This is a genomic window from Gilliamella sp. LMG 34361, assembly GCF_984569075.1.
The window spans coordinates 620,295-642,335 of sequence record NZ_OZ474903.1 but is presented as its reverse complement, the minus strand read 5'-3'; the positions used below and the strand labels follow the sequence as shown (position 1 = coordinate 642,335).

At 35.9% G+C, this 22,041-nt stretch carries 23 protein-coding genes; 13 read left to right on the top strand and 10 right to left on the bottom strand.

Annotated features, from left to right (window positions below; genetic code table 11):
- Window positions 1-38: 38 nt before the first annotated feature.
- From rpsT to dtd, 4 genes are all read left to right on the top strand, one after another.
- On the top strand, window positions 39-302 hold the full coding sequence (rpsT, locus tag AC5LXI_RS03105) for a 30S ribosomal protein S20 (protein ID WP_493443480.1): 264 nt from the start codon (window positions 39-41) through the stop codon (window positions 300-302).
- Window positions 303-417: 115 nt separating this feature from the next.
- Entirely contained in the window at window positions 418-1,002 is a 585-nt protein-coding gene (locus tag AC5LXI_RS03100; RefSeq protein ID WP_493443479.1) for an SPOR domain-containing protein, read from the top strand.
- A gap of 12 nt (window positions 1,003-1,014) precedes the next feature.
- The gene (locus AC5LXI_RS03095) at window positions 1,015-1,857 is read left to right on the top strand and encodes a virulence factor BrkB family protein (RefSeq protein WP_493443478.1); all 843 of its coding nucleotides are present in this window, start codon (window positions 1,015-1,017) and stop codon (window positions 1,855-1,857) included.
- 8 nt (window positions 1,858-1,865) lie between these two features.
- Entirely contained in the window at window positions 1,866-2,300 is a 435-nt protein-coding gene (dtd, locus tag AC5LXI_RS03090; protein ID WP_493443477.1) for a D-aminoacyl-tRNA deacylase, read from the top strand.
- Between the two features lie 4 nt (window positions 2,301-2,304).
- Here dtd and AC5LXI_RS03085 read toward each other — a convergent pair whose 3' ends face one another.
- Window positions 2,305-3,681 carry a histidine-type phosphatase gene (locus AC5LXI_RS03085; RefSeq protein WP_493443476.1) on the bottom strand — a complete coding sequence of 459 codons (1,377 nt, stop codon included), beginning with the start codon at window positions 3,679-3,681 and terminating at the stop codon, window positions 2,305-2,307.
- A 188-nt stretch (window positions 3,682-3,869) separates the two neighbouring features.
- On the opposite strand from AC5LXI_RS03085, the gene dauA reads away from it, so the two are divergent.
- Together dauA and AC5LXI_RS03075 are read left to right on the top strand one after the other, a co-directional pair.
- Window positions 3,870-5,543, top strand: a complete 1,674-nt coding sequence (dauA, locus tag AC5LXI_RS03080; RefSeq protein ID WP_493443475.1) for a C4-dicarboxylic acid transporter DauA — start codon at window positions 3,870-3,872, stop codon at window positions 5,541-5,543.
- A 180-nt stretch (window positions 5,544-5,723) separates the two neighbouring features.
- Window positions 5,724-6,269 carry an HdeD family acid-resistance protein gene (locus AC5LXI_RS03075; RefSeq protein WP_493443474.1) on the top strand — a complete coding sequence of 182 codons (546 nt, stop codon included), beginning with the start codon at window positions 5,724-5,726 and terminating at the stop codon, window positions 6,267-6,269.
- A 90-nt stretch (window positions 6,270-6,359) separates the two neighbouring features.
- Here AC5LXI_RS03075 and rsgA read toward each other — a convergent pair whose 3' ends face one another.
- Window positions 6,360-7,385 (bottom strand): small ribosomal subunit biogenesis GTPase RsgA, encoded by a 1,026-nt coding sequence (gene rsgA / locus AC5LXI_RS03070; protein WP_493444242.1) that lies wholly within the window; start codon window positions 7,383-7,385, stop codon window positions 6,360-6,362.
- An 80-nt stretch (window positions 7,386-7,465) separates the two neighbouring features.
- Between rsgA and orn the strand changes: the two genes are divergently transcribed.
- The 5 genes from orn to AC5LXI_RS03045 all read left to right on the top strand — a co-directional run bounded on the left by orn (window position 7,466) and on the right by AC5LXI_RS03045 (window position 13,342).
- Window positions 7,466-8,032 (top strand): oligoribonuclease, encoded by a 567-nt coding sequence (gene orn / locus AC5LXI_RS03065; protein WP_493443473.1) that lies wholly within the window; start codon window positions 7,466-7,468, stop codon window positions 8,030-8,032.
- A gap of 2 nt (window positions 8,033-8,034) precedes the next feature.
- Window positions 8,035-9,306: a lipid IV(A) 3-deoxy-D-manno-octulosonic acid transferase gene (waaA, locus tag AC5LXI_RS03060; protein ID WP_493443472.1), complete on the top strand. Its 1,272-nt coding sequence runs from the start codon at window positions 8,035-8,037 to the stop codon at window positions 9,304-9,306.
- Window positions 9,307-9,315: 9 nt separating this feature from the next.
- Window positions 9,316-10,299 (top strand): ferrochelatase, encoded by a 984-nt coding sequence (gene hemH, locus AC5LXI_RS03055; protein WP_493443471.1) that lies wholly within the window; start codon window positions 9,316-9,318, stop codon window positions 10,297-10,299.
- Between the two features lie 155 nt (window positions 10,300-10,454).
- Window positions 10,455-11,786, top strand: coding sequence for a CoA-disulfide reductase (locus AC5LXI_RS03050; RefSeq protein ID WP_493443470.1), 1,332 nt, complete (start codon window positions 10,455-10,457; stop codon window positions 11,784-11,786).
- A gap of 134 nt (window positions 11,787-11,920) precedes the next feature.
- On the top strand, window positions 11,921-13,342 hold the full coding sequence (locus AC5LXI_RS03045) for a cation:dicarboxylate symporter family transporter (protein ID WP_493443469.1): 1,422 nt from the start codon (window positions 11,921-11,923) through the stop codon (window positions 13,340-13,342).
- A gap of 88 nt (window positions 13,343-13,430) precedes the next feature.
- On the opposite strand, the gene galU is transcribed toward AC5LXI_RS03045, so the two are convergent.
- The 6 genes from galU to AC5LXI_RS03015 all read right to left on the bottom strand — a co-directional run bounded on the left by galU (window position 13,431) and on the right by AC5LXI_RS03015 (window position 17,383).
- The gene (galU, locus tag AC5LXI_RS03040) at window positions 13,431-14,345 is read right to left on the bottom strand and encodes a UTP--glucose-1-phosphate uridylyltransferase GalU (protein WP_493443468.1); all 915 of its coding nucleotides are present in this window, start codon (window positions 14,343-14,345) and stop codon (window positions 13,431-13,433) included.
- 20 nt (window positions 14,346-14,365) lie between these two features.
- Window positions 14,366-14,806, bottom strand: a complete 441-nt coding sequence (locus tag AC5LXI_RS03035) for a DUF2569 family protein (RefSeq protein ID WP_493443467.1) — start codon at window positions 14,804-14,806, stop codon at window positions 14,366-14,368.
- Window positions 14,807-14,815: 9 nt separating this feature from the next.
- Window positions 14,816-15,265, bottom strand: a complete 450-nt coding sequence (locus tag AC5LXI_RS03030) for a hypothetical protein (RefSeq protein WP_493443466.1) — start codon at window positions 15,263-15,265, stop codon at window positions 14,816-14,818.
- A gap of 96 nt (window positions 15,266-15,361) precedes the next feature.
- A complete protein-coding gene (locus AC5LXI_RS03025; protein WP_493443465.1) occupies window positions 15,362-15,511 on the bottom strand; it encodes an entericidin A/B family lipoprotein in 150 nt (49 codons plus the stop codon).
- A gap of 24 nt (window positions 15,512-15,535) precedes the next feature.
- Window positions 15,536-16,732 carry an amino acid aminotransferase gene (locus tag AC5LXI_RS03020; RefSeq protein WP_493443464.1) on the bottom strand — a complete coding sequence of 399 codons (1,197 nt, stop codon included), beginning with the start codon at window positions 16,730-16,732 and terminating at the stop codon, window positions 15,536-15,538.
- 267 nt (window positions 16,733-16,999) lie between these two features.
- Window positions 17,000-17,383, bottom strand: a complete 384-nt coding sequence (locus AC5LXI_RS03015) for a RidA family protein (protein WP_493443463.1) — start codon at window positions 17,381-17,383, stop codon at window positions 17,000-17,002.
- 146 nt (window positions 17,384-17,529) lie between these two features.
- On the opposite strand from AC5LXI_RS03015, the gene ffh reads away from it, so the two are divergent.
- Window positions 17,530-18,897 carry a signal recognition particle protein gene (gene ffh / locus AC5LXI_RS03010; RefSeq protein ID WP_493443462.1) on the top strand — a complete coding sequence of 456 codons (1,368 nt, stop codon included), beginning with the start codon at window positions 17,530-17,532 and terminating at the stop codon, window positions 18,895-18,897.
- Between the two features lie 67 nt (window positions 18,898-18,964).
- Here the strand turns inward: ffh and AC5LXI_RS03005 are convergent, their stop codons facing one another.
- Window positions 18,965-19,837 (bottom strand): EamA family transporter, encoded by an 873-nt coding sequence (locus tag AC5LXI_RS03005; protein WP_493443461.1) that lies wholly within the window; start codon window positions 19,835-19,837, stop codon window positions 18,965-18,967.
- A 155-nt stretch (window positions 19,838-19,992) separates the two neighbouring features.
- Window positions 19,993-20,976 (bottom strand): octaprenyl diphosphate synthase, encoded by a 984-nt coding sequence (gene ispB, locus AC5LXI_RS03000; protein ID WP_493443460.1) that lies wholly within the window; start codon window positions 20,974-20,976, stop codon window positions 19,993-19,995.
- A gap of 155 nt (window positions 20,977-21,131) precedes the next feature.
- Here ispB and AC5LXI_RS02995 point away from each other — a divergent pair, with 155 nt between their 5' ends.
- Window positions 21,132-21,965 carry a TonB family protein gene (locus AC5LXI_RS02995; RefSeq protein ID WP_493443459.1) on the top strand — a complete coding sequence of 278 codons (834 nt, stop codon included), beginning with the start codon at window positions 21,132-21,134 and terminating at the stop codon, window positions 21,963-21,965.
- Window positions 21,966-22,041: the final 76 nt, after the last annotated feature.

Sequence of the window (22,041 nt, the reverse complement as noted above, 5' to 3'; positions counted from 1 at the left end):
TATTAATATGTATTTTTATCTAAACTTGGGAGTTGACTTTGGCTAATATCAAATCAGCTAAGAAGCGTGCGGTTCAGTCCGAAAAACGCCGTAAACATAATGCTAGTAACCGTTCAATGATGCGTACTTATATTAAAAAAGTTTACGCAGCTGTAGCAGCTGGTGATAAACAAACAGCTGAAGTAGCATTCAAAGACATGCAAGCAATTGTTGACCGTCAGGCGGCTCGTGGCCTAATCCACAAAAATAAAGCTGCACGTCACAAAGCGAATTTAATTAAACAGATTAAAGCATTAGCTTAATGTTATAATCTGTTGGCAATAGAATTAAACAAAATTGAAAAAAGTGGTGTAAGCCACTTTTTTTATTTATATACTATTATTTGAATTTATATGAATTAAAAAAAGAGAGCATATTGTGGTTCAGCGTGATTATGTAAGAAAAAAGAGCCAATCAAAAGGAAAAGCTAAAAAAAACAAGTCACGAATATTCCAATCTTTAATGATATTCCTTGCGATCATCATTATTATTTTGTTTTCTTCTATTTTATATTATATTTCAACTAATTCTCCAGAAAAACCAGTTGAACGACCAAAAGAAAAAACGGAATCACCGACAGCAACTTTGCCAGAGAAACCACAAGAACGTTGGACCTATCTTAAAGAGTTAGAAACACCTAACGATAGTGGTAATCCCAATGTAGCAACAAGTGAAAGACAACAAATATTAGATAGTTTTATGAATAATAAGCCAACCACAGCAACTACATCGGCAAATACTGATAATCGTAAATGGTTACTACAGTGTGGCGCATTTAGAGATAAAACTAATGCAGATACATTAAAAGCATCACTGGCAATGACTGGTATTAGTGGTAATATATCTTCAAGTCAGCAATTATATCGAGTCATAGTTGGGCCATATACAAATAAAGACGACGCGCAAAAGACGTTAAACACATTAAAAACGAATGGGATTAATAACTGTATTATTTCTAATTAAATAAGGTATATTATGAATATACTTAAGCATATACAGGCCTTTTTGATAATGTTATGGTCTCGTATAAATCATGATCGTTTAACAACATCATCGGCAGAACTTGCTTATACAACTATACTTGCATTAGTCCCGCTAACAACCGTTATTTTTTCTTTACTCTCTGCCTTCCCTATGTTTAACGAAGTTAGTCAATCATTGAAACAACTCATTTATAGTAATCTTGTCCCTACTGCGAGTGACACCATTCAAAATTACCTTGAACAATTTATTGCCAACACCAAAAAAATGACTTTTGTCGGAATTATCGGCTTAATGGTGACATCTTTACTACTGATTAATTCAATTAATAATGCGTTAAACCGTATTTGGCGAACCAAACGCAAACGTTCATTCATGTATAACTTAACCATGTATTGGACAATTTTAACATTAGGTCCTATTTTAGCTGGATCGAGTGTTGCAATCAGTTCTTATATATTCTCGCTAAAATGGTTGTCAAATGCAGCTAGTGGTGATTTACTACTAAGTACCTTACCATTTATCATATCGGTTGTTGGATTCTGGTTGCTTTATAGCATTATTCCTACCGAATCAATACCGTTTAAAGAAGCGGCAATTGGTGCTTTAGTTGCCGCAATATTATTCGAAATTGGTAAACGTGCTTTTGCGCTGTATGTTACTTCTTTCCCAACTTATCAACTAATTTATGGCGTAGTTTCTTCAATTCCTATTATGTTGGTTTGGATCTATTGCTCGTGGTGTATAGTGCTATTTGGCGCTGAGTTTGCAGCCACCCTAACTGACTTTAATAAACAAAGAAAAGTACTGTTAAAGTACTCACCTAAACTGGAGTAGTATCAATTATGATTGCCCTAATTCAACGTGTAAAACAAGCATCAGTTTCTGTTGATAATCAAATTATTGGTCAAATAGATCAGGGATTACTTGTTTTACTTGGTATTGAGCAAGGCGATAATGAACAAAAAGCGATACGTTTGCGGGAAAAAGTACTTGGTTATCGTATTTTCAGTGATGATAATGACAAAATGAACCTCAATATTCAGCAAATAAATGGCAAATTATTGGTTGTTTCACAATTTACACTAGCCGCTGATACTCAAAAAGGTATGCGGCCAAGTTTCACAAAAGGTGCACCACCTGCTATGGCTAATGAGCTTTACCAGTTTTTTGTCAAACAGTGTCAACAGCATATTGAAACACAAACAGGGCAATTCGCTGCTGACATGCAGGTAGCGCTAATTAATGATGGCCCAGTGACTTTTTGGCTACAAGTTTAATAACTTATTTTACCTTATTTAACCATTCCAATGAGGCGCTCTCATCAGTCAGACCTAACTTATGCAGTTTATTTTTATAGTACTGTTTAACTTCATCCCATCGATAGTACGGAAAATTATTGGTTTGCAAAGGGAGATGGACTTCTCGTTCATTTAACATCACTTTGATTAATATAGGTTGATTAGATTGATTAGATTGATTACTTTGGTAAAAAATCCATTGAATATTGGCTCCCATAGGAATAATTTTTTCAGCTTGCCAAACGGAAGGATAGTCCTCCACTGAATTAACCGCAGTGTATGCACCTTCAAGTTCAAGCAATGTCGCTAATGGCGAAACGGTTTCGGCATGCGCAAAGCGTAAGTTAGCATCGACATTCTTATCCGTTATTGCTTTATCAGCTGTTTTTAACATATCCAACAATAATGGGGCAGCAATTTTAACTTGAATCCCCTTTGCATTAAAAGCAGGACCAATTTGTAAAAAATTTTTAGCTGTAACTACCGTATTAAACCACACTAGCTGATCTTGAGTAAAATAATTACTAAAATCAAGGTGGTAACCAGCTAGCGTTTCTGGCGAAAACGATAATAATTCTTGATAAAGTTGATAAATGGCAATAACAAAATCTGCCGTTTTAATTGAAGATTTTTCAGATAAAGCAACACCATTATTCAATTGATGAATAAAATCAGCAGTGAATATCAAACGAGCAACATCTTGGCTCATATCCGCGGTTTTAGTTGCACGTTCTAACGATTTTAACGCGGTTTTAATACTTTTACTCTTCTTATAAGCGTTATATGCCGGAGAATACTCAAAAAAACGTAATAACGTTTGTTGATTTTCGGGTTGTTGATTAATGTTGATATTAGGATAGTTTGTTTTAAACGATTTAACAAAAATTTCAGCCGTTTCTTTCGCTCGCGGCGAGGTTGATGATATTACTTCGATTTTTTGTCCTTTAAAAACTGTCGGATAGTTGGTTAACATTCGTTGACTAATCAAACTAATATCTTTTCGACCAAGATCAGTAAGCTCTCCATAATGATTTTTATTCAGTGCGTTAATATGAATAATTTGCTTAAATAATGATTTTCCCATTTCGGTTAATTGATTATTTTTTTCAGCTAAAATTAATACGCTATAAGCAATATCTTCATATTTAGACTTACTAAGATAACGTGAACCATGGCGACCGATATGATCAATATAAAACGCTTGATAGCCATCTGGTGCAGAAATAGGTTGTTTAACATATTGATACGCTGTCTTTGAGCCAGATGTCATCATTTTTGCCAAACTCAAAGGTGAAAATATCAGCAATATAATCGCTACGGTTAAAAACTGGATAAAAAAAGATTGTTTTATAAAAGACATAATGACTCCTACCTATAATCAATTATATAAGTGGAAAATATGAGTACTTTTTAGATCATTTTATACTATTAATGACATAATTTAACTGAAAATCATGCAATTATTTTAATAACACTCTTTCAATTTTTAAAAAAAAGATTATCTTATTAGCTACTTTTTTATAACTCATTAAATTGATTTAAAACATAATGAAATTATATGGTCTTTCTGGTACTAAAATTAGCTGTGCGTTTATATCAGCCTGCATAAATACTCCTTACAACACAACACGTTTTCTTAAAGATCTCATTGCCGGAATAACCGTTGGTATTATTGCTATTCCGCTAGCTATGGCTTTAGCTATTGCGAGTGGTGTTGCGCCTCAACATGGCCTCTATACTGCAATTATCGCCGGGTTTGTGATAGCCCTTACTGGTGGCTCACGTTTTAGCGTTTCAGGGCCAACTGCGGCATTTGTGGTAATTCTATATCCTGTTTCTACACAATTTGGCTTATCCGGATTGTTAATTGCCACACTACTTTCCGGCGTTTTTTTGATACTAATGGGTGTGATTCGTTTAGGGCGATTAATCGAATACATTCCACTACCTGTAGTATTAGGTTTTACTTGCGGTATTGCGATAACCATTGCCACCATGCAAATAAAAGACTTCTTTGGCTTAACGCTAGAGCATATGCCAGAAAGCTATATCAATAAAGTTATTGAACTGGTTAAAACTTTTCCAACTATTAATATAGCAGATACTCTTGTTGGTTTCGTTACACTGATTATTCTAATTGTTTGGCCCAAATTTCGGGTAAAAATATCCGGCCATTTACCATCATTAGTTGCAGGCATTTTAACCATGTTGATATTCAATCATTTTGGCTACGAAATAGAAACAATTGGCTCACGATTCACTTATACATTAGCCGATAACACTGTTGGACATGGTATTCCACCAGTTTTACCAGAATTTATTTTACCATGGGAACATGCCAACTTTACATGGGATTGGACTACATTAACTGCTTTAATTCCTATTTCGCTAACAATGGCAATGTTATGTGCAATTGAATCATTGCTATGTGCAGTCGTGTTAGATGAAATGACGCATACTAAACATCACTCCAATAGCGAACTGATAGGGCAAGGCTTAGGTAATATCGTTGCACCATTTTTTGGTGGAATTTCAGCAACCGCTGCCATTGCGCGTTCTGCTGCAAATGTTAAAGCAGGCGCAACATCGCCAATTGCCGCAGTATTGCATTCATTAATCGTATTATTAGCTCTTATCTGTTTTGCCCCGCTTTTATCATTTATCCCATTATCAGCAATGGCAGCATTATTGTTGATTGTTGCATGGAATATGAGTGCTATTCAACGTGTAATCTACATTATTAAATGCGCACCAAAAGACGACATTATCATCATGCTTATTTGCATGTCACTTACGGTATTATTCGATATGGTTATTGCTATTACACTTGGCATTGTATTAGCTTCAATCTTATTTATGCGTCGTATTGCTCGTATGACCCGCTTGGTCGAATTGAATCATGGCAATGAACAAACCTTAGTTCTACGTATTAATGGTCCATTGTTCTTCGCTGCGGCTGAACGAACATTCTTAGAGCTATACCAAAAAATAAATGGTTATCAGCATATCGTTTTACAGTGGGATGCAGTACCTATTCTTGATGCTGGTGGCTTAAATGCACTGATCCATTTTATTGATGAATTACCACCGCAAGTCGATCTATCTATTTGCGAACTACAATTTCAACCATTAAAAACCTTAGCGCGAGCAAGAATTGTACCTATTGCAAACAAATTAATGTTCTATTCAACTTTAGATGAAGCACTGAAAGATAAAATCTAATAGCTCAATTGGTTTTATTATATTGCTTAAATACTATACTCAGTGAAAATAGATTCTCTGATTTTCACTGAGTATTTTGCTCCACCCATATACCTTGTCCTTTTCCAAAAGAATATAAGTAAAATTAGCCTTGCAAGATAGTGCTCGTTTAATCCATTACATTAACAATAGGAAATTAATATGATAACTAATGAAAACACTATTCAAGATGTTAAACATAAAGCAAATTGGTTTATTGTAATTGGTGTGATTTTAATTGTTCTCGGTTGCTTGGCATTGGGTTATCAATTTATAGCTACCGTTTTTTCAGTTTATTTTATTGGTTCATTGCTGTTTATTGCTGGTATTATCCAAGTTGTACACGCTTTTAATATCAAAGGTTTTGGTCAAACAGCTTTGTGGGCAATCATGGGAATTTTATATATCTTTGTTGGTGGTATGGCTTTTTTCCAACCGATTGCCGTCTCATCAGCACTAACTTTACTGATTTCATTATTGCTGACTATTAGTGGATTTACCCAAATTTTTGCTGCAATGAGTAACCGCAACATACCTCGTTGGGGATGGGTCGTTTTTTCTGGGATTATTAACATCATTTTAGGATTTATGCTAATAGCTGGCTGGCCATATGATAGCGTTTGGGTTTTAGGAATGTTTTTAGGTATCGATCTAGTTTTCCAAGGTTTTGCCTATATTGCTATTGGTTTCGCATTAAAAAATCACTAAGGTGTGATAACTAATTTTATTGCTCACAACACAGCTTGTGAGCAATACTGTACTACATATAAAAAATAAAAATCAGCTAATCATTAATGGCTATTTATAACTCTTATTGGTTTTCGCTTTAACCTCACGCATTGATTGCAAAATTCGATGATAATTAGCTAATCTTGATGGCGCTATCGCTCCTTCGCTAACCGCTTTTTGCAATAAACAACCTGGGGTATCTAAATGATTACAATCCCGAAATTGGCACCCCCCTAAATAATCATCAAACTCAACAAAACCACCAATAACTTGCTCTGGCTCTAAATGCCATAAACCGAATTCCCGAATTCCCGGTGAATCAATAATATCGCCGCCATTAGGTAAATGGTAAAGTCGAGTTGAAGTTGTGGTATGTTGGCCAAGCCCCGATATTTCAGACACTTCGCCAGTTAGCGTAGCTTGGTCATGAGGTAATAGCAAATTGATAATACTCGATTTACCAACACCTGATTGCCCAACTAAAATAGATATTTTGCCATCTAATACCTGCTGCAAAGGCGCAATACCCTGCTGTGATTGGCAAGAGACATATAAAACTTGATAACCAATTTTGCTGTAAATAAGAAACTGTTGCTCAATTTCTTGTTTTTTTTGTTCATCAAGCAAATCGATTTTATTCAATACGATAATCGGTGTAATTTTAGTCGCTTCACATGCAACTAAATAACGATCGATGATATTAAATGATAATTCAGGTAACACCGCTGAAATAATAACAATTTGATCGACATTAGCGGCAACAGGTTTAACCCCATCATAAAAATCAGGTCGTACTAACTCGGAATGACGAGGATGAACGGCTTCTATAATACCATTAGTATTCGGTTCTAAACTTTCACGCCACAATACTTTATCGCCGGTCACTAATGATGGTAAAGTACGACGAATACTACAGCGATAAATAATCCCTGCGTTATCTTCAACATCAGCAGATTTGCCAAAGCGACTAATCACCACTCCTTCTTGTGGCGCAGAGAAATTAGACAGATTCTCATCTAGCTTTGTTTCCAAACGCTTTTGATGTTTAGCGGCCATACGCCTTTGTTGATTTTTTGAAAGTTGTTTTTTTGCCACAATAACTAATTTTTTGCTCAAACGATTTAGTACTTATGCTACACTACTCGGCATTAAAAAGAAAATTAATACCACAAATTATGACTACACAATCAAATATAAACAGTAATAATCTTATCTGGATTGACCTTGAAATGACAGGTCTTGATCCAAATAGCGATCGGATTATCGAAATCGCTACCATCGTAACTGATTCTAATTTAAATATCCTCGCTGAAGGCCCAGTCATTGCTATCCATCAATCAGATGAACAACTTGCGCTTATGGATGATTGGAATCAAAGAACGCATGGCAAATCCGGATTAATTGATCGTGTACGTCAAAGTACCATTTGCGAACAACAAGCAGAACAACAAACCATTGAATTTTTAAAACAATGGGTGCCTGAAAACTGTTCACCAATCTGTGGTAATACCATTGGTCAAGATCGCCGTTTTCTATTTAATTACATGCCAAATTTAGAGAAGTATTTTCATTACCGTTATCTAGATGTTAGTACGATTAAAGAATTAGCCAGACGTTGGAAACCAGAAATATTAAAAGGTATCAGTAAACAGAGTTCGCACCAAGCGTTGGATGATATTCGTGATTCAATTGCCGAATTAGTTTATTACCGACAACACTTTTTTAATCTTACTAATGAGTGATCATGAGTATTTTATACACGATTTTACTTTATTTAATTCAACCGTTTGTCTGGATAAGACTACTTTGGCGTAGCCATAAAGCGCCAGATTACCGTAAGCGATGGTTAGAACGTTATGGATTTTGCAAAAATAAAGTCAAATCAGGTGGAATTTTAGTACATGCGGTTTCTGTCGGCGAAACGTTAGCCGCAATTCCATTGATTAAAGCGCTGCAAAACCATTATCCACAGTTACCGATTACGGTGACGACCATGACACCCACTGGCTCTAAACAAGTTAAATCAATACTTAAAGAGAGTGTTAGTCATGTCTACTTGCCTTATGATCTGCCTTGTGCAATACATCGCTTTCTAAAAACAGTTCAGCCCAAATTAGTCATAATTATGGAAACAGAGCTTTGGCCAAACTTAATTAGCCAATGTTATAGCAAAAAAATTCCATTGATCATTGCTAATGCCCGCTTATCTGAACGTTCAGCCAAAAGATACCATAAACTAGGACAAGCGATTAGTAAACTATTAGCTAAAATTAGCACGGTTGCCGCCCAAAATAGACAAGACGGTGATAGATTTATCTCATTGGGTCTACCGGCAGATCATTTAGCGGTAACGGGCAGTGTTAAGTTTGATATTGAACTCACTGCCAAGCAACAACAGAATCTTGCGCAGTTAAAACAGCAATGGCAATTACATCGGCCAGTTTTAATCGCTGCCAGCACCCATGCTGGTGAAGATGAAGTCATTTTATCAGCATTTCAACAGCTTCTTAAAAATCATGGCAATTTATTACTTATTTTAGTCCCTCGTCACCCTGAACGTTTTAAAACCGTTGAAAAGCTAATTGCCGATAATGGCTTGAATTATATTACACGCAGTAGCAAACAACACCCTACAGATCAGACACAAGTGATTTTGGGGGATACCATGGGAGAATTACTGGAACTTTATGGTTTGGCTAATATTGCTTTTGTTGGCGGTAGTTTAATTGAACATGGTGGACATAACCCACTGGAACCGGCTCTACACCATATTCCAATTATTAGCGGTAAACACTTTTTTAACTTTAAAGTTATTGGTGAACAGCTAATTGAGGCTAATGGCATGCTGCTATGTGATAGTTCTGCTGATTCGCTCTATTCCACCATTAATAGCTTATTAAATGATGAAAGTCGTTGTCAGCAAATTGGCGAAAATGCCTATCAAGTTTTAAAAAATAACCAAGGTGCACTAAATCGCCTTCTTGAGGTTATCCATCACTATCTTGAAAAATCATAAGGATGGCTTGTGAATAAAAAACAGGGGTTATTGCTAGTTAATTTAGGCACACCAAGTGCCGTAACACCAATGGCGATTCGTTGTTACTTGACCGAGTTTTTACTCGATCGCCATGTTGTCGACCTGCCTGCTTTTATTTGGCATCCAATTTTAAAATACCTTGTACTACCTAAACGCGTCCCCTATAGCATCAACCATTATCAAAAGATATGGATAGAGGGTGAATCACCATTACTCCATTACAGTAAACGCTTGATCAATCAATTACAACCCGCATTACCTGATATGCAATGCGAATTAGCCATGACCTATGGGGAACCGAACTTACTCTCGGCGCTAAATAATTTAAAATCATGTGAACAAATTACATTATTACCGTTATTTCCACAGTATTCTACAACGACAACTCAAGCGGTATTAGATAAAGTAAAGCAACTTATTATTGACAATAATATCAAAATTAACCTTAGCTATATTCGTGATTATGCCGACCACCCAAGTTATATTGATGCTCTTTATTCACAAGTCCAGCAAGCGTTTTCAACCCAAGGGCAACCTGATGTGTTGCTCCTGTCTTATCATGGTATTCCTGAACGCTATATTGATAAACGCCAAGACGACTATGTGCAAAGATGCCAGTTAACCGCTAAATTGTTGACAAACAAATGCCAAGAAAATGGCATCAACTTACCCATAAAAATGGCTTATCAATCAAAATTTGGTAAAGGGAAATGGGTTGAACCTAACACTAGCGATATATTAGTAAACTTAGCTAAAACAGGAACTGAACATGTTCAGGTTATCTGTCCTGGTTTTTCAGCGGATTGCATTGAAACGCTTTATGAAATCAATGAGCAAAATCGAGAAATATTTTTAAATGCTGGTGGTAAACTGTTTTATTACATTCCAGCCTTAAACGATACGCCACTACAGGTCGAATTAATCAAAAATATACTGCAAAAACCCCGTTCCTCAACTTTTTTAACTAATTAAGGTTTATTTTAACGATAATCGACTATTCAAATAAAAATTGGCTAAACGTAAAATTGATTAATATTAAAGCTAAATAACCAACTAATTCAACCTGCATGATTAACCTGTGTTAGGATGATAATTAAAAATTATTTGCGCTCAAAGGAGAATACTCGATGAAAATAATCATCATTGGCGCTCAAGCTGCTGGTGCAAGTGCCGCGGCTAAAGCCAGAAGAAAGGATCCCAATGCGACGATTCGCATCTATGAAAAATCAGATATTGTTTCATTTGGTGCTTGTGGATTACCTTACTTTATTGGCAATCATTTTCAAGATGAAAATGAAATGATATCCAGAACACCAAATCAATTTGCAAAAGATGGGATTGAAATCAAAACGTTACATGAAGTTATCGCTATTGATGCAAAATTAAAAAAAATTACAGTCAAAGATCTTAACACCAATAACTGTTTTGATGATGATTATGACAAATTACTTATTGCGGTTGGAGCAGCACCAATAATTCCACCTTTAGAAAATCACCAACTGGAAAATATTTTCACTTTGCGTGATATATATGATGGTCTGGCAATAAAAAATGCCTTAACGAATACACAAAATACCAATGTTGTAGTCATTGGTGCTGGCTACATAGGGCTTGAAGTAACTGAATCTTTAGTGGCATTAAACAAAAATGTAAAATTAATTCAATTAGATGAAAGAGTATTGGTCGACGCCTTCGATCCGGAACTTACCGAGATAATTGAAGAAAACCTAAAACAACATTGTGATTTACACCTACAAGAACGAGTACAAGGTTTTGAAGGTGTACAAAAAGTTACCCATGTTATTACCGATAAAGCTAAATATGCGGCAGATATTGTCATTATAGCTACAGGGGTAAAACCTAATAGCAAAGTATATAAAGATTTAGAGCTTGAAACACTTAGCAATGGCGCTATTGTCATTGATAGTTATGGCAAAACTAATATTGCTGATATTTATGCCGCGGGCGACTGTGTCGCACTATATCATCGAGTAAGTCAATCAATGACTTATATACCATTAGCTACTGGCGCCAACAAATTAGGTAAAACTGTTGGTGACAATTTAGCTGGTGGAAATAACCAATTTCCTGGTACTCTTGGTACATCAGCATTAAGAGTGTTTGATATTGAGGCTGGCCGAACAGGACTCACCGAACAGCAAGCTATCAAAGCTGCTATCCCCTACAAAACGGTGATAGTTAAAGATAAAAATCATAGTAACTATGTTGAAGGACAAACTAGTATTATTACTAAACTGATTTATCATGCTGAAACTCGTATTTTATTAGGTGGGCAGATTGTTGGTGGCAGTGGCGCTGCATTAAGAACCAATAGTTTAGCTACCGCTATCTGGGCAAATATGAAAATTGATGAATTAACAATGATGGACTTTTTATATGCACCACCTTTTTCAAGACCGTGGGATATTTTAAATATCGCAGGGGGGATCGCTAAATAGAGTTAAAGCATATTAAATATTTACTTGGTTATTAAAATTCAAAATACGTGGCAGGGTTAATTTCAATGGTTAATCCAACCCATAAACAAATTATTCAAAATTAATTTAATTTTATCCAAACGCTGGGGGTAAACATGTCAGGTGCCATATTTCAGGGTACTTTTTTTGAAAAGTTCTTATCTATCACCCATTATCAAACCTTAATCGGGATTGGGTTATTACTGCTTTGCTTTTTCGCTATCATGTGGCCACTACAAACTAAAAAAGTTAATTTTTCCATTCGAATGTTAGTCGGATTGGTACTTGGTGCCGTTCTTGGTTTAGGTATTCAAGCCGCAGCTGGGTTTCCCTCCGATTCAACAGTTTGGATGCAAGAAACAGCAACATGGTATGGTTTATTCGGCAGAGCCTTTATAGCCTTTATTCGCATGCTAGTGATTCCACTTATTTTTGTCTCAATTGTAAAAGTGATTATTGATTTTTCTGGCAAAGAGAATTTACCACAAATCGCATTGAGAGGGATTTTTTGGTTACTGTTCACTACAGCAATTGCCTGTATTATCGGGATTATCTTAGCTAATGTATTATCATTAGGTGAACTAAGTTCAACCGCAGCCAAAACTGCGGTTGCCAAACAATACACTAATATTATTGATACATTTGTCAATCTTATCCCTAGTAACATCATTGCCTCCATGGTAAAAGAGAATATTGTTGGCTTAGTCATCTTTTCGGCATTAATGGGACTTGCCGCTAACCGCATGGAAAAAAAGAATCCTCAACCTATTGCCCTTTTTAAAACCTTCATTGAAGCACTTTATAAAATTATCATGTCAATTGCCATGACGGTCATCAAATATATGCCTTATGCGGTTATTGCCTTACTTGCTCGTACGATTATCTCAAACGGTATCCCTGCAATTATTGAAGTATCGAGTTTCGTATTAGCAATTTACCTTGCCACTATAATAATGCTCGTTGTGCATATTATAATTGTAATCGTGCATGGTATTTCACCAATTATATTCATTAAAAAAGCACTTGGCACATGGTTACTGGCCTTCACTAGCCGTTCATCAGTTGGTACATTACCAATGACCATATCAACATTGACGGTCAGAATGGGGGTAAATACCGGTACAGCTAATCTAGTTGGATCGCTTGGTAGTACAATGGGTATGAATGGTTGTGCTGGATTTTTCCCTGCACTACTTGCGGTTATGGTTGCCCATATGGTAGGCATTGATACTGATATCCAATTTTATATTATGCTAGTAATTGTGGTGGTTATTGGTTCAATTGGCATCGCAGGTATCCCAGGTACTGCAACTGTTGCAGCAACCGTTGTACTATCAGGCATGGGAATGGCAGAATACTTCCCTTTAATCGGTATGGTGCTAGCCGTTGATCCAATCATTGATATGGCGAGAACCTTAGCCAATGTATCTGGTGCAATGACAGCAGCAATTGCAACTGATCATGAGGTTGGATTAATGAATATGGATATCTATAACGATCCTAACGTGACCTTGGATAATGAGCAGTCAGAAGTTTAATGATAAAAAAATACACTTTCGATGTATTCTAAACAAATAGCAAAAAGACGCCAATTGGCGTCTTTTTTATATCAACGATAAAGTAAAATTAAATGGTTTTTAACCATGCTTTAACATCGTCACCCAAGATTTTGTGACGCATTGCGTATTGTACAAAAGTTTGTACATAACCTAATTTATTTCCACAGTCATGGCTTCGGCCTTTAATGCAATAAGCATCAACCAGATCTTCTTCAAGTAACATCGCAATAGCGTCAGTTAATTGAATTTCACCACCTGCACCCAATGGCGTTTTGGCTAATAAAGGCCAAATTTTTTCAGACAGTACATAACGTCCAACGACTGATTGATTAGATGGCGCTTCTTCAATTGATGGTTTTTCAACTACGCTATACATCTGTGTTACATTACCAGCTGATAACTCCTCACCACGGCAGTCAACAATACCATAAGATGAAACAAGATCTTTCGGAACTGGCTCAACCATGATTTGGCTATGTTTAGTGTTATGGTAATTATTAATCATCGCCGCTAAATTATCTTGAGTAAGATCACTGTCATATTCATCTATTATCACATCCGGTAACACAACAGCAAAAGGTTCATCACCAACTAAAGGATAAGCACAAAGCACCGCATGACCAAGCCCTTTAGCTAAACCTTGGCGAACACTTGTGATAGTGACATGTTTTGGTAGTATTCCTTGCACTTCTTGCAAGAGTTGACGTTTAACTCGCGCCTCAAGCATGGCTTCAAGCTCAAAGCTGGTATCAAAATGGTTCTCAATCGAATTTTTAGATGAGTGTGTCACAAAAATAATTTCGGTTATTCCTGCTGCAATACACTCTTTAACAACATATTGTATAAGTGGTTTATCCACTACGGGTAACATCTCTTTAGGAATCGCTTTGGTTGCAGGTAACATTCTCGTGCCAAGGCCTGCGACTGGAATTACGGCTTTCTTAACTTTTCCCTTTAAAGATGGTTCAAAATTTGATGGCATTTTAGTTCCTTAAAAATATATTAACTAATAATATTGTTGTAGCTTTTTTCTTTATGATGTCCATTAATAAAGGTATTTTTGACTCGAACTGATTTTAACATATAAGCTATCCAAATACTTGATCCCAAAAGTAACCCCATAATATAGCATATATTTAAATCTTCGTATTCATTAAAAACAATTTCATTTACTATCCCAAATATTACATCTAATACAGTAAAGACAATGAACGAAAAGATAAATTTATAGTTTTTAGAAAAAAAGAGATAAATCAGATACCCGTTAATAGCAATAAGAAAAATTACTAATAGATATTCAACGTTATCTATTTGAATAGAATAAATTAACTTCTTGATAATGGTTATCAATAAAAAAATACCACTTAAAGCCATTATAATTAATTTCATTCCGACTAATATAAGCCAGCCACCTAATCCCTTAAGGGTTGGTTCGTCAGTCATATAAATTCCTTATTTCATAATAGATAAATCATTAATTTCGATTAGTGACGGATTATCCCTATCTTTAACTAAAGAATCAATGGAAATATAGATAATTTGACACGTTTCTAACACGGCTTCTTTAACAACAAATTTTGCTTTACGATCGCGTGCTTCTTTCTGTTTAGTACTAATGTAGAGATCATCATAACCATCATCATACATTGATGCTCGTTCAAATATATTAGAACTCCGCCAAAATGTCTCTTTTGGATAATCGCGTTCAAAAGTTTGACCGGTTAATTTGCCTTTTAAACCAACATAACTTATTGGTAAATGATGACCCGCTCGACTTTGTGAGAGATAAATATGGGGATATTCTGTAAGATTGGGTTCAAGCTGGTTTAGCTTAAATTCAATACCAGAACGATTTTGATACTGGCAATTTTCCATTATTAAAGGTGCAGTTCGAAAATTCAACGAACCGCACCCTACAAGTAAAAATACTAAAATAAGAATTCGATACATATTTTCTTGTTTGCTTACAAAAAAATTATAAACAAACCCATCTATCATTTACATTTTTTCACTAACATCTTCAGCAGTATTGGTAATTGCTTTACCGCCAGATTGAACATCTTTACCGACACCTTTAAACGTGTTACAACCTACAACAAGGGTTGTCATCGCAATACTTACCATTAAAATAAATACTTTACGTAACATGTGATTCTCCTCTAGTTAGTAACATTATGATTTTATTGTGGCAAATGCTTCTGCTACACGATGTATATTATGGTGATTTAATCCCGCCACACACATTCTTCCGCTGCCCACCAAATAAACAGCGAAATCATCTTTTAGTTGTGCGACTTGCTCTTTAGAAAAACCGGTGTAACTAAACATACCTCTTTGTTTGAGTAAATAATCAAAATTCTGTTTAGGTGCTGCTGTTTTTAATAAATCAACTAAAGTTGAACGCATGCTAACAATTCGGTTACGCATCGATTCAACTTCTTTAAACCATAAAGCCTTAAGTTCAGCATTGTTTAATACATATGAAACTAACTGAGCACCATAAGCGGCTGGGCTAGAATAATTTCGACGAACCGTTGCTTGCAATTGACCAAACACCCGATTAGCCACTTGGCTATCATCACATAAAACCGATAAACCACCTACCCGTTCACCGTAAAGTGAGAATGTTTTAGAAAACGAATTACTTATAAAACCACACAAGCCTTGCTCGGCGACTTTTTTTATTGCATAACTATCACTTTCAATAGATTCACCAAAACCTTGGTAAGCAATATCCATAAATGGGATAAGATCACGTTTTTGTAAAACCTCAATCACGTCATCCCACTGTTGTTGTGTTAAATCAGCGCCTGTTGGGTTATGACAGCAAGGATGCAATAACACTATACTTTTAGCCGGTAAGGTATTTAGTGTTTCAAGCATAGCATCAAATTTCACGCCACAAGTCTCTGGATCAAAATAAGGATATTTATTCACCTTAAAGCCTGCTCCATTGAAAATAGCGATATGATTTTCCCAAGTTGGATCACTAACCCACACTTGCGAATCGGGAAAATAGCGATATAAAAAGTCAGCACCGACTTTCAGTGCCCCTGATCCGCCCAAAGTCTGAATAGTGGCGATTCGCTGTGCTTGAAAAGCAGGACTATCTTCACCAAAAAGTAGCGATTGGATCGCTTGACAATAACTCGGTAAGCCACTCATCGGCAAATAAAGTTGTGCGCCTTGTTGATGATGATAAATATAGTCACGAGCCGTTTTTATGCAAGATAATTGCGGAACTATACTGTTTTCATCATAATAATAACCAATACTTAAATTGATCTTATTCTCACGCTGGTCATTATTAAATTCAGCGACTAATGATAAGATTGGATCACCCGCGTACGACTCTACTTTTCCAAACATCTTCTCAACCTAATTAATCAGTAAATATCAATGTATAATTGTAGATTATTGCACCAACTTAATTGGCAATCAATCACTAAATAACAATTTAAATATAAATAATGTTAGGATAATGAAATCGATTTTTATTAAAAACTGATTTGAATATAAAAACATGAGAAGTCGGTGACAAAAAATGGGTAAATTAAGTAAAAAATGCCTCAAAAACCCCGTTCCTCAACTTTTTTATTTTGTTAGCACCTCTTGATGCTAACAAATTTAACGCACTTATTTTACAGCGATAACTTCTATTTCAACTTTTGCATCTTTAGGGATGCGAGCAACTTGTACACAAGAACGTGCCGGGAATGTTGCTTGATTCTCGTTAAAAAATGCCTCATAGACACTATTCACTTGCGCAAAATCATTCATATCTGCTAAAAAAATTGTTGTTTTAACGATATTTTTAACTTGATAACCCGCTTCAGTTATAATCGCTTTTACATTCGCTAAACTCTGTTTAGTTTGTTCTTTCACGCAAGTTGGCATCTCACCTGTTGCTGGATTAATTGGAATTTGACCCGAGGCAAATAACATATTCCCCAAATCAACGCCTTGCACATAAGGACCAATAGCTGCAGGGGCTTTATCAGTATTAACAACTTTTAGCATATATGATTTCTCCTTTCATTTTATTATGGTTCTCATTTCAACAGGAACCCAATTTCGTGTCAAGTCGTAGTAAATTGATGATCATGGGACTTCTGCCAATTTTCTGATATGATAGGTGAAAATTTTTTCATTTATTGAGAGTTAGTATGTTTGAGAATTTAACTGATCGTTTATCACAGACATTTCGCAATATTAGTGGTCGCGGGCGTCTGTCTGAAGATAATATTAAAGATGCGTTGCGCGATGTGCGCATGGCATTACTTGAAGCCGATGTTGCCTTACCTGTAGTACGAGAATTTATTAACCAAGTTAAACAAAAAGCCGTCGGTTTAGATGTTAATAAAAGCCTAACACCTGGCCAAGAATTTATTAAAATAGTTCAAGCCGAACTTACCAGCGCAATGGGCGAAGTTAACAGTACACTTAACTTAGCTACCCAGCCTCCAGCGGTTATACTAATGGCTGGCTTGCAAGGTGCCGGTAAAACAACTAGCGTGGCTAAACTGGCAAAATTCTTAAAAGAAAAACAGAAAAAGAAAGTCTTAGTTGTCTCTGCTGATGTTTATCGTCCCGCAGCGATAAAACAATTAGAAACACTGGCGAAAGCGATTAATGTTGAGTTCTTCCCATCAGATATAAAACAAAAACCAGTTGATATTGTTAACAAAGCCATTTCGCATGCCAAACTACAGTTCTTTGATGTGCTTATTGTCGATACTGCGGGTCGATTGCATGTTGATAGCGAGATGATGGATGAAATCAAAGCGCTACATGATGCAATCAATCCAATTGAAACGCTATTTGTTGTCGATGCAATGACAGGGCAAGATGCCGCCAATACAGCTAAAGCATTTAATGATGCCTTACCACTAACCGGTGTTATTTTAACTAAAGTTGATGGTGATGCTCGTGGGGGGGCAGCATTATCAATCCGCCATATCACAGGTAAACCGATCAAATTCTTAGGGATGGGTGAAAAAACTGATGCATTAGAGCCTTTTTATCCTGACCGTATCGCTTCACGCATTTTAGGCATGGGTGATGTTCTTTCTTTAATCGAAGAATTACAGAGTAATGTTGATCGTGAAAAAGCAGAAAAAATTGCCAAAAAACTTAAAAAAGGCGATAAGTTTGATTTTAATGACTTTCAAGATCAACTACGACAAATGCGTAATATGGGCGGAATGGGCGCAATGCTAGCCAAACTACCCGGTGTGGGACAACTTCCCGACCATATCAAAGCACAAATGGATGATAAAATCACCATCAAGATGGAAGCGATAATTGGCTCCATGACATTAAAAGAACGTGCAAATCCAGAAATCATAAAAGGCTCACGAAAACGCCGTATTGCTAATGGTTCAGGCACACAAGTGCAAGATGTCAACAAGCTACTTAAACAGTTTGAAGATATGCAAAAGATGATGAAAAAAATGAAAGGTGGCGGCATGATGAAGATGATGCGTCAAATGAAAGGGTTAATGGGCGGCGGCATGGGTTTCCCACCTCGATAATGTTTTATTTCTCTTTCTTTCAATTTATTACTATCGCGCAGCTTGGCGCGATAGTATTTCAATAAACTTAATTTTCTCGATTTATTGCTTTAATTTTGCTTGGACGATGCATAGTTAATACCGTACCAATCGATGAAACAATAATAAACATGATAGCCAACCATTGGTAATGTGTTAACTGTTCGTGCAAAACAATTAATCCGGAAAACGCAGCAAATACTGGCGATAAACTCATTAGAGTACTAAAAGTTTGTGCCGGTAATCGTGGCAGAGCGATCATATCAAGACCATATGGGATGGCTGATGCTAATAGTGAAACCATAAAAGCTAATGGCAAAATGTCTAAGGAAAACATTGTACTACCACTTTGCCATACACCAATTGGAAAAAGTAATAGCGAAGCAACAATTGAACCTACCGCTACACTTGATGCGCCATAAATTTCACCGGCTTTACGCCCAAAAAGAATATAACCAGCCCAGCAGCTTCCTGCACATAAAGCTAATAAGATACCAACAGGATCTAAATCATTAGAGGCCTGATGAATAGGTAGCAACATTACTAGCCCAATGATTGCTATACCTAACCAAATAAAATCAGCTAATCGTCGTCCAGAAAACATCGCCACCATAATTGGACCGGTCAATTCAATTGCAACAGCGATACCTAAAGGGATTCGAGATATCGCATTGTAAAAAGACAAATTCATACATCCCATCGCTATCCCATACAAAATAATATATTTTATGGCTGATTTAGTAATGGTTTTACGCCAAGGTTTAAAGATTATTACCAATAAAATTGCCGAGAAAAATAGACGCCAAGCCGTCATCGCCTCTGGCCCGAGTACAGGGAACAAGTATTTAGCAAATGAAGCACTTGCTTGTACAGATATCATCGAAATAAAAATTAAAAAAACTGGCCAAGATCTCTTGAACATAATAACTACCTTGATTGAAATAATTGCAAATAAAGGGGCGTAATTTGTTTGCATAGCAATGTAAAATCAATTTAAGATTATTACGATATCTAGCTGAAAGACATTGTTATTAAACAAATTGCATCAAAAGCGTTTTTAAAAATATCACATCACGTCTAGTTTTCCCTTTTTACTGATAACAATGCCAGATCTTGTAGGGCTTTTTTATAAGGAGAATCGGGTAAGATTGAAATAACATTAAAGGCTTTATCGGCTTCTTGTTGAGCCGTTTTCAAAGTGAATTCAAGTGATCCACACAACTGCATCACTTTTAAAATGTGATCTAATAAATGGCGACCATTTCCTTGCTCAATGGCTTGACGAATTAATGTCGCATCTTCTGAATTAGCATGATGCATGGCATGTAATAATGGTAAAGTTGGTTTACCTTCATTGAGATCATCCCCTAAATTTTTACCTAATTTTTGATTACTATCAGCACTATAGTCTAATAAATCATCAATAATTTGAAAGGCTGTCCCCAAATATTTACCATATTCTTGCAGGGCAACTTCCTGCTCAGGTGTTGCGCCGGCTAATACCGCTGCTGAATGTGAAGTTGCTTCAAAGAGCCTTGCTGTTTTACGGTAGATAACTTGTAGATATTGCTCTTTGGTAATATCAGGATCATTACAATTAATAAGTTGTTGAACTTCACCTTCGGCAATAACATTCGTTGCTTCAGACATTATATTCAATACTTTGAATGATTCGGTGCGTACCATCATTTGGAAAGATCTAGTGTAAATATAATCACCAACTAAAACACTGGCAGCATTCCCAAATAATGCATTAGCCGTTGACTTACCTCGTCGTAAAGCAGATTCATCAACAACATCATCATGTAACAAAGTCGCTGTGTGAATAAATTCGATAAAAGCTGCAGTAATAATATGCTTATCACCATGATAATTAAGTGCTTTGGCGATTAGCAACGCAATAACTGGGCGAATACGCTTACCACCACTGCTGATGATATAATTACCTAATTGATTGATTAATACAACATCGGAACTGAGCTCTGCTTGTATTACTTCATTAACCTTAACTAAATCATCTTGCACTAGATCGAGTATTTGTTTTATCGATGGATTATTCATCAGTCTAACCGCTAAAAATGGGAAATATTTATTTACTATTATCTGATAAATATTTTTAAGCAACAAGTTATTGATAAATCATATTTAAAAAAATGCTACAAATGATAAGCATTTTCATTTAGAATACTTGCCCTAAGAGAAAAATTATTACTGCTATGAAGATCAATTTTGATATAGATATCAATACAGAAAGAGAGCCACAATCACCTATTGCTAAGAAGCAACAGGATAATTATATATATGTATTTGCATCTGTCGCTGTGATATCACATCTACTTTTATTAGGATTATTATTTAGCTCGGCGTTGTTTGCAAATAACATCATGGTTGATGAAGGTGATGATTCAATTAAAGCCGTAATGGTTGACCTTACTCAATTAGCAGCCCCAGAACAATCATTAGTTGAAAATACACCTGATATTCAAGGTGCTGAAAACAGTGAAATCATAGATAATAAACCTATCGAAGAGCAACCCGTTGAACCTGTTGTAGAACCTGAAGTTGTTAAAGAAGAAACACCTGAGCCTCCACCGGAAAAAGAACCCGAAAAACCGACTGTTGAACCGGATAAACCAACAATAGTAAAACCAAAACCGAAACCAAAAAAGAAAAAACCACCTACACAAAAATCATCTCGTCAACAAGTAAGACAAGACGCGATAAGTGATAATGTGGCAAATACTTCAGTTGCACCTAAAATATCTAATAGTCAACAATATTCAGGCAATCCAACACCGATTAGCCGAAATCGCCCAGAATATCCAAGAAGAGCACTAGACATGCGCTTAGAAGGTCATGTTATTGTCATGTTTGATGTAAATAGTGAAGGACGAGTTGAAAATATTAGAATTATTGAAGCTCAACCCAATAATATTTTTAATCGCTCAGTGATCACAGCAATGAAAACATGGAAATACAAACCAATTGCTGGTAAAGATATCAAAATGAAGATTATCTTTAATCGTGACAGTTCAATTAGTTTAGGTTAATCAATAGGTCATTAGCCAATTTTTTTCTTTAAAAAAAGCGCTAATCTCATCATTCGAGATTAGCGCGCCTTCCTTC

Coding starts and splice junctions, on each gene's coding strand:
- AC5LXI_RS03095 (WP_493443478.1), top strand. CDS start 1,015: ATGAATATACTTAAGCATATACAGGCCTTTTTGATAATGTTATGGTCT.
- dtd (WP_493443477.1), top strand. CDS start 1,866: ATGATTGCCCTAATTCAACGTGTAAAACAAGCATCAGTTTCTGTTGAT.
- AC5LXI_RS03085 (WP_493443476.1), bottom strand. CDS start 3,681: ATGTCTTTTATAAAACAATCTTTTTTTATCCAGTTTTTAACCGTAGCG.
- dauA (WP_493443475.1), top strand. CDS start 3,870: ATGAAATTATATGGTCTTTCTGGTACTAAAATTAGCTGTGCGTTTATA.
- AC5LXI_RS03075 (WP_493443474.1), top strand. CDS start 5,724: ATGATAACTAATGAAAACACTATTCAAGATGTTAAACATAAAGCAAAT.
- orn (WP_493443473.1), top strand. CDS start 7,466: ATGACTACACAATCAAATATAAACAGTAATAATCTTATCTGGATTGAC.
- waaA (WP_493443472.1), top strand. CDS start 8,035: ATGAGTATTTTATACACGATTTTACTTTATTTAATTCAACCGTTTGTC.
- AC5LXI_RS03050 (WP_493443470.1), top strand. CDS start 10,455: ATGAAAATAATCATCATTGGCGCTCAAGCTGCTGGTGCAAGTGCCGCG.
- AC5LXI_RS03045 (WP_493443469.1), top strand. CDS start 11,921: ATGTCAGGTGCCATATTTCAGGGTACTTTTTTTGAAAAGTTCTTATCT.
- galU (WP_493443468.1), bottom strand. CDS start 14,345: ATGCCATCAAATTTTGAACCATCTTTAAAGGGAAAAGTTAAGAAAGCC.
- AC5LXI_RS03035 (WP_493443467.1), bottom strand. CDS start 14,806: ATGACTGACGAACCAACCCTTAAGGGATTAGGTGGCTGGCTTATATTA.
- AC5LXI_RS03025 (WP_493443465.1), bottom strand. CDS start 15,511: ATGTTACGTAAAGTATTTATTTTAATGGTAAGTATTGCGATGACAACC.
- AC5LXI_RS03020 (WP_493443464.1), bottom strand. CDS start 16,732: ATGTTTGGAAAAGTAGAGTCGTACGCGGGTGATCCAATCTTATCATTA.
- AC5LXI_RS03015 (WP_493443463.1), bottom strand. CDS start 17,383: ATGCTAAAAGTTGTTAATACTGATAAAGCCCCTGCAGCTATTGGTCCT.
- ffh (WP_493443462.1), top strand. CDS start 17,530: ATGTTTGAGAATTTAACTGATCGTTTATCACAGACATTTCGCAATATT.
- AC5LXI_RS03005 (WP_493443461.1), bottom strand. CDS start 19,837: ATGTTCAAGAGATCTTGGCCAGTTTTTTTAATTTTTATTTCGATGATA.
- ispB (WP_493443460.1), bottom strand. CDS start 20,976: ATGAATAATCCATCGATAAAACAAATACTCGATCTAGTGCAAGATGAT.
- AC5LXI_RS02995 (WP_493443459.1), top strand. CDS start 21,132: ATGAAGATCAATTTTGATATAGATATCAATACAGAAAGAGAGCCACAA.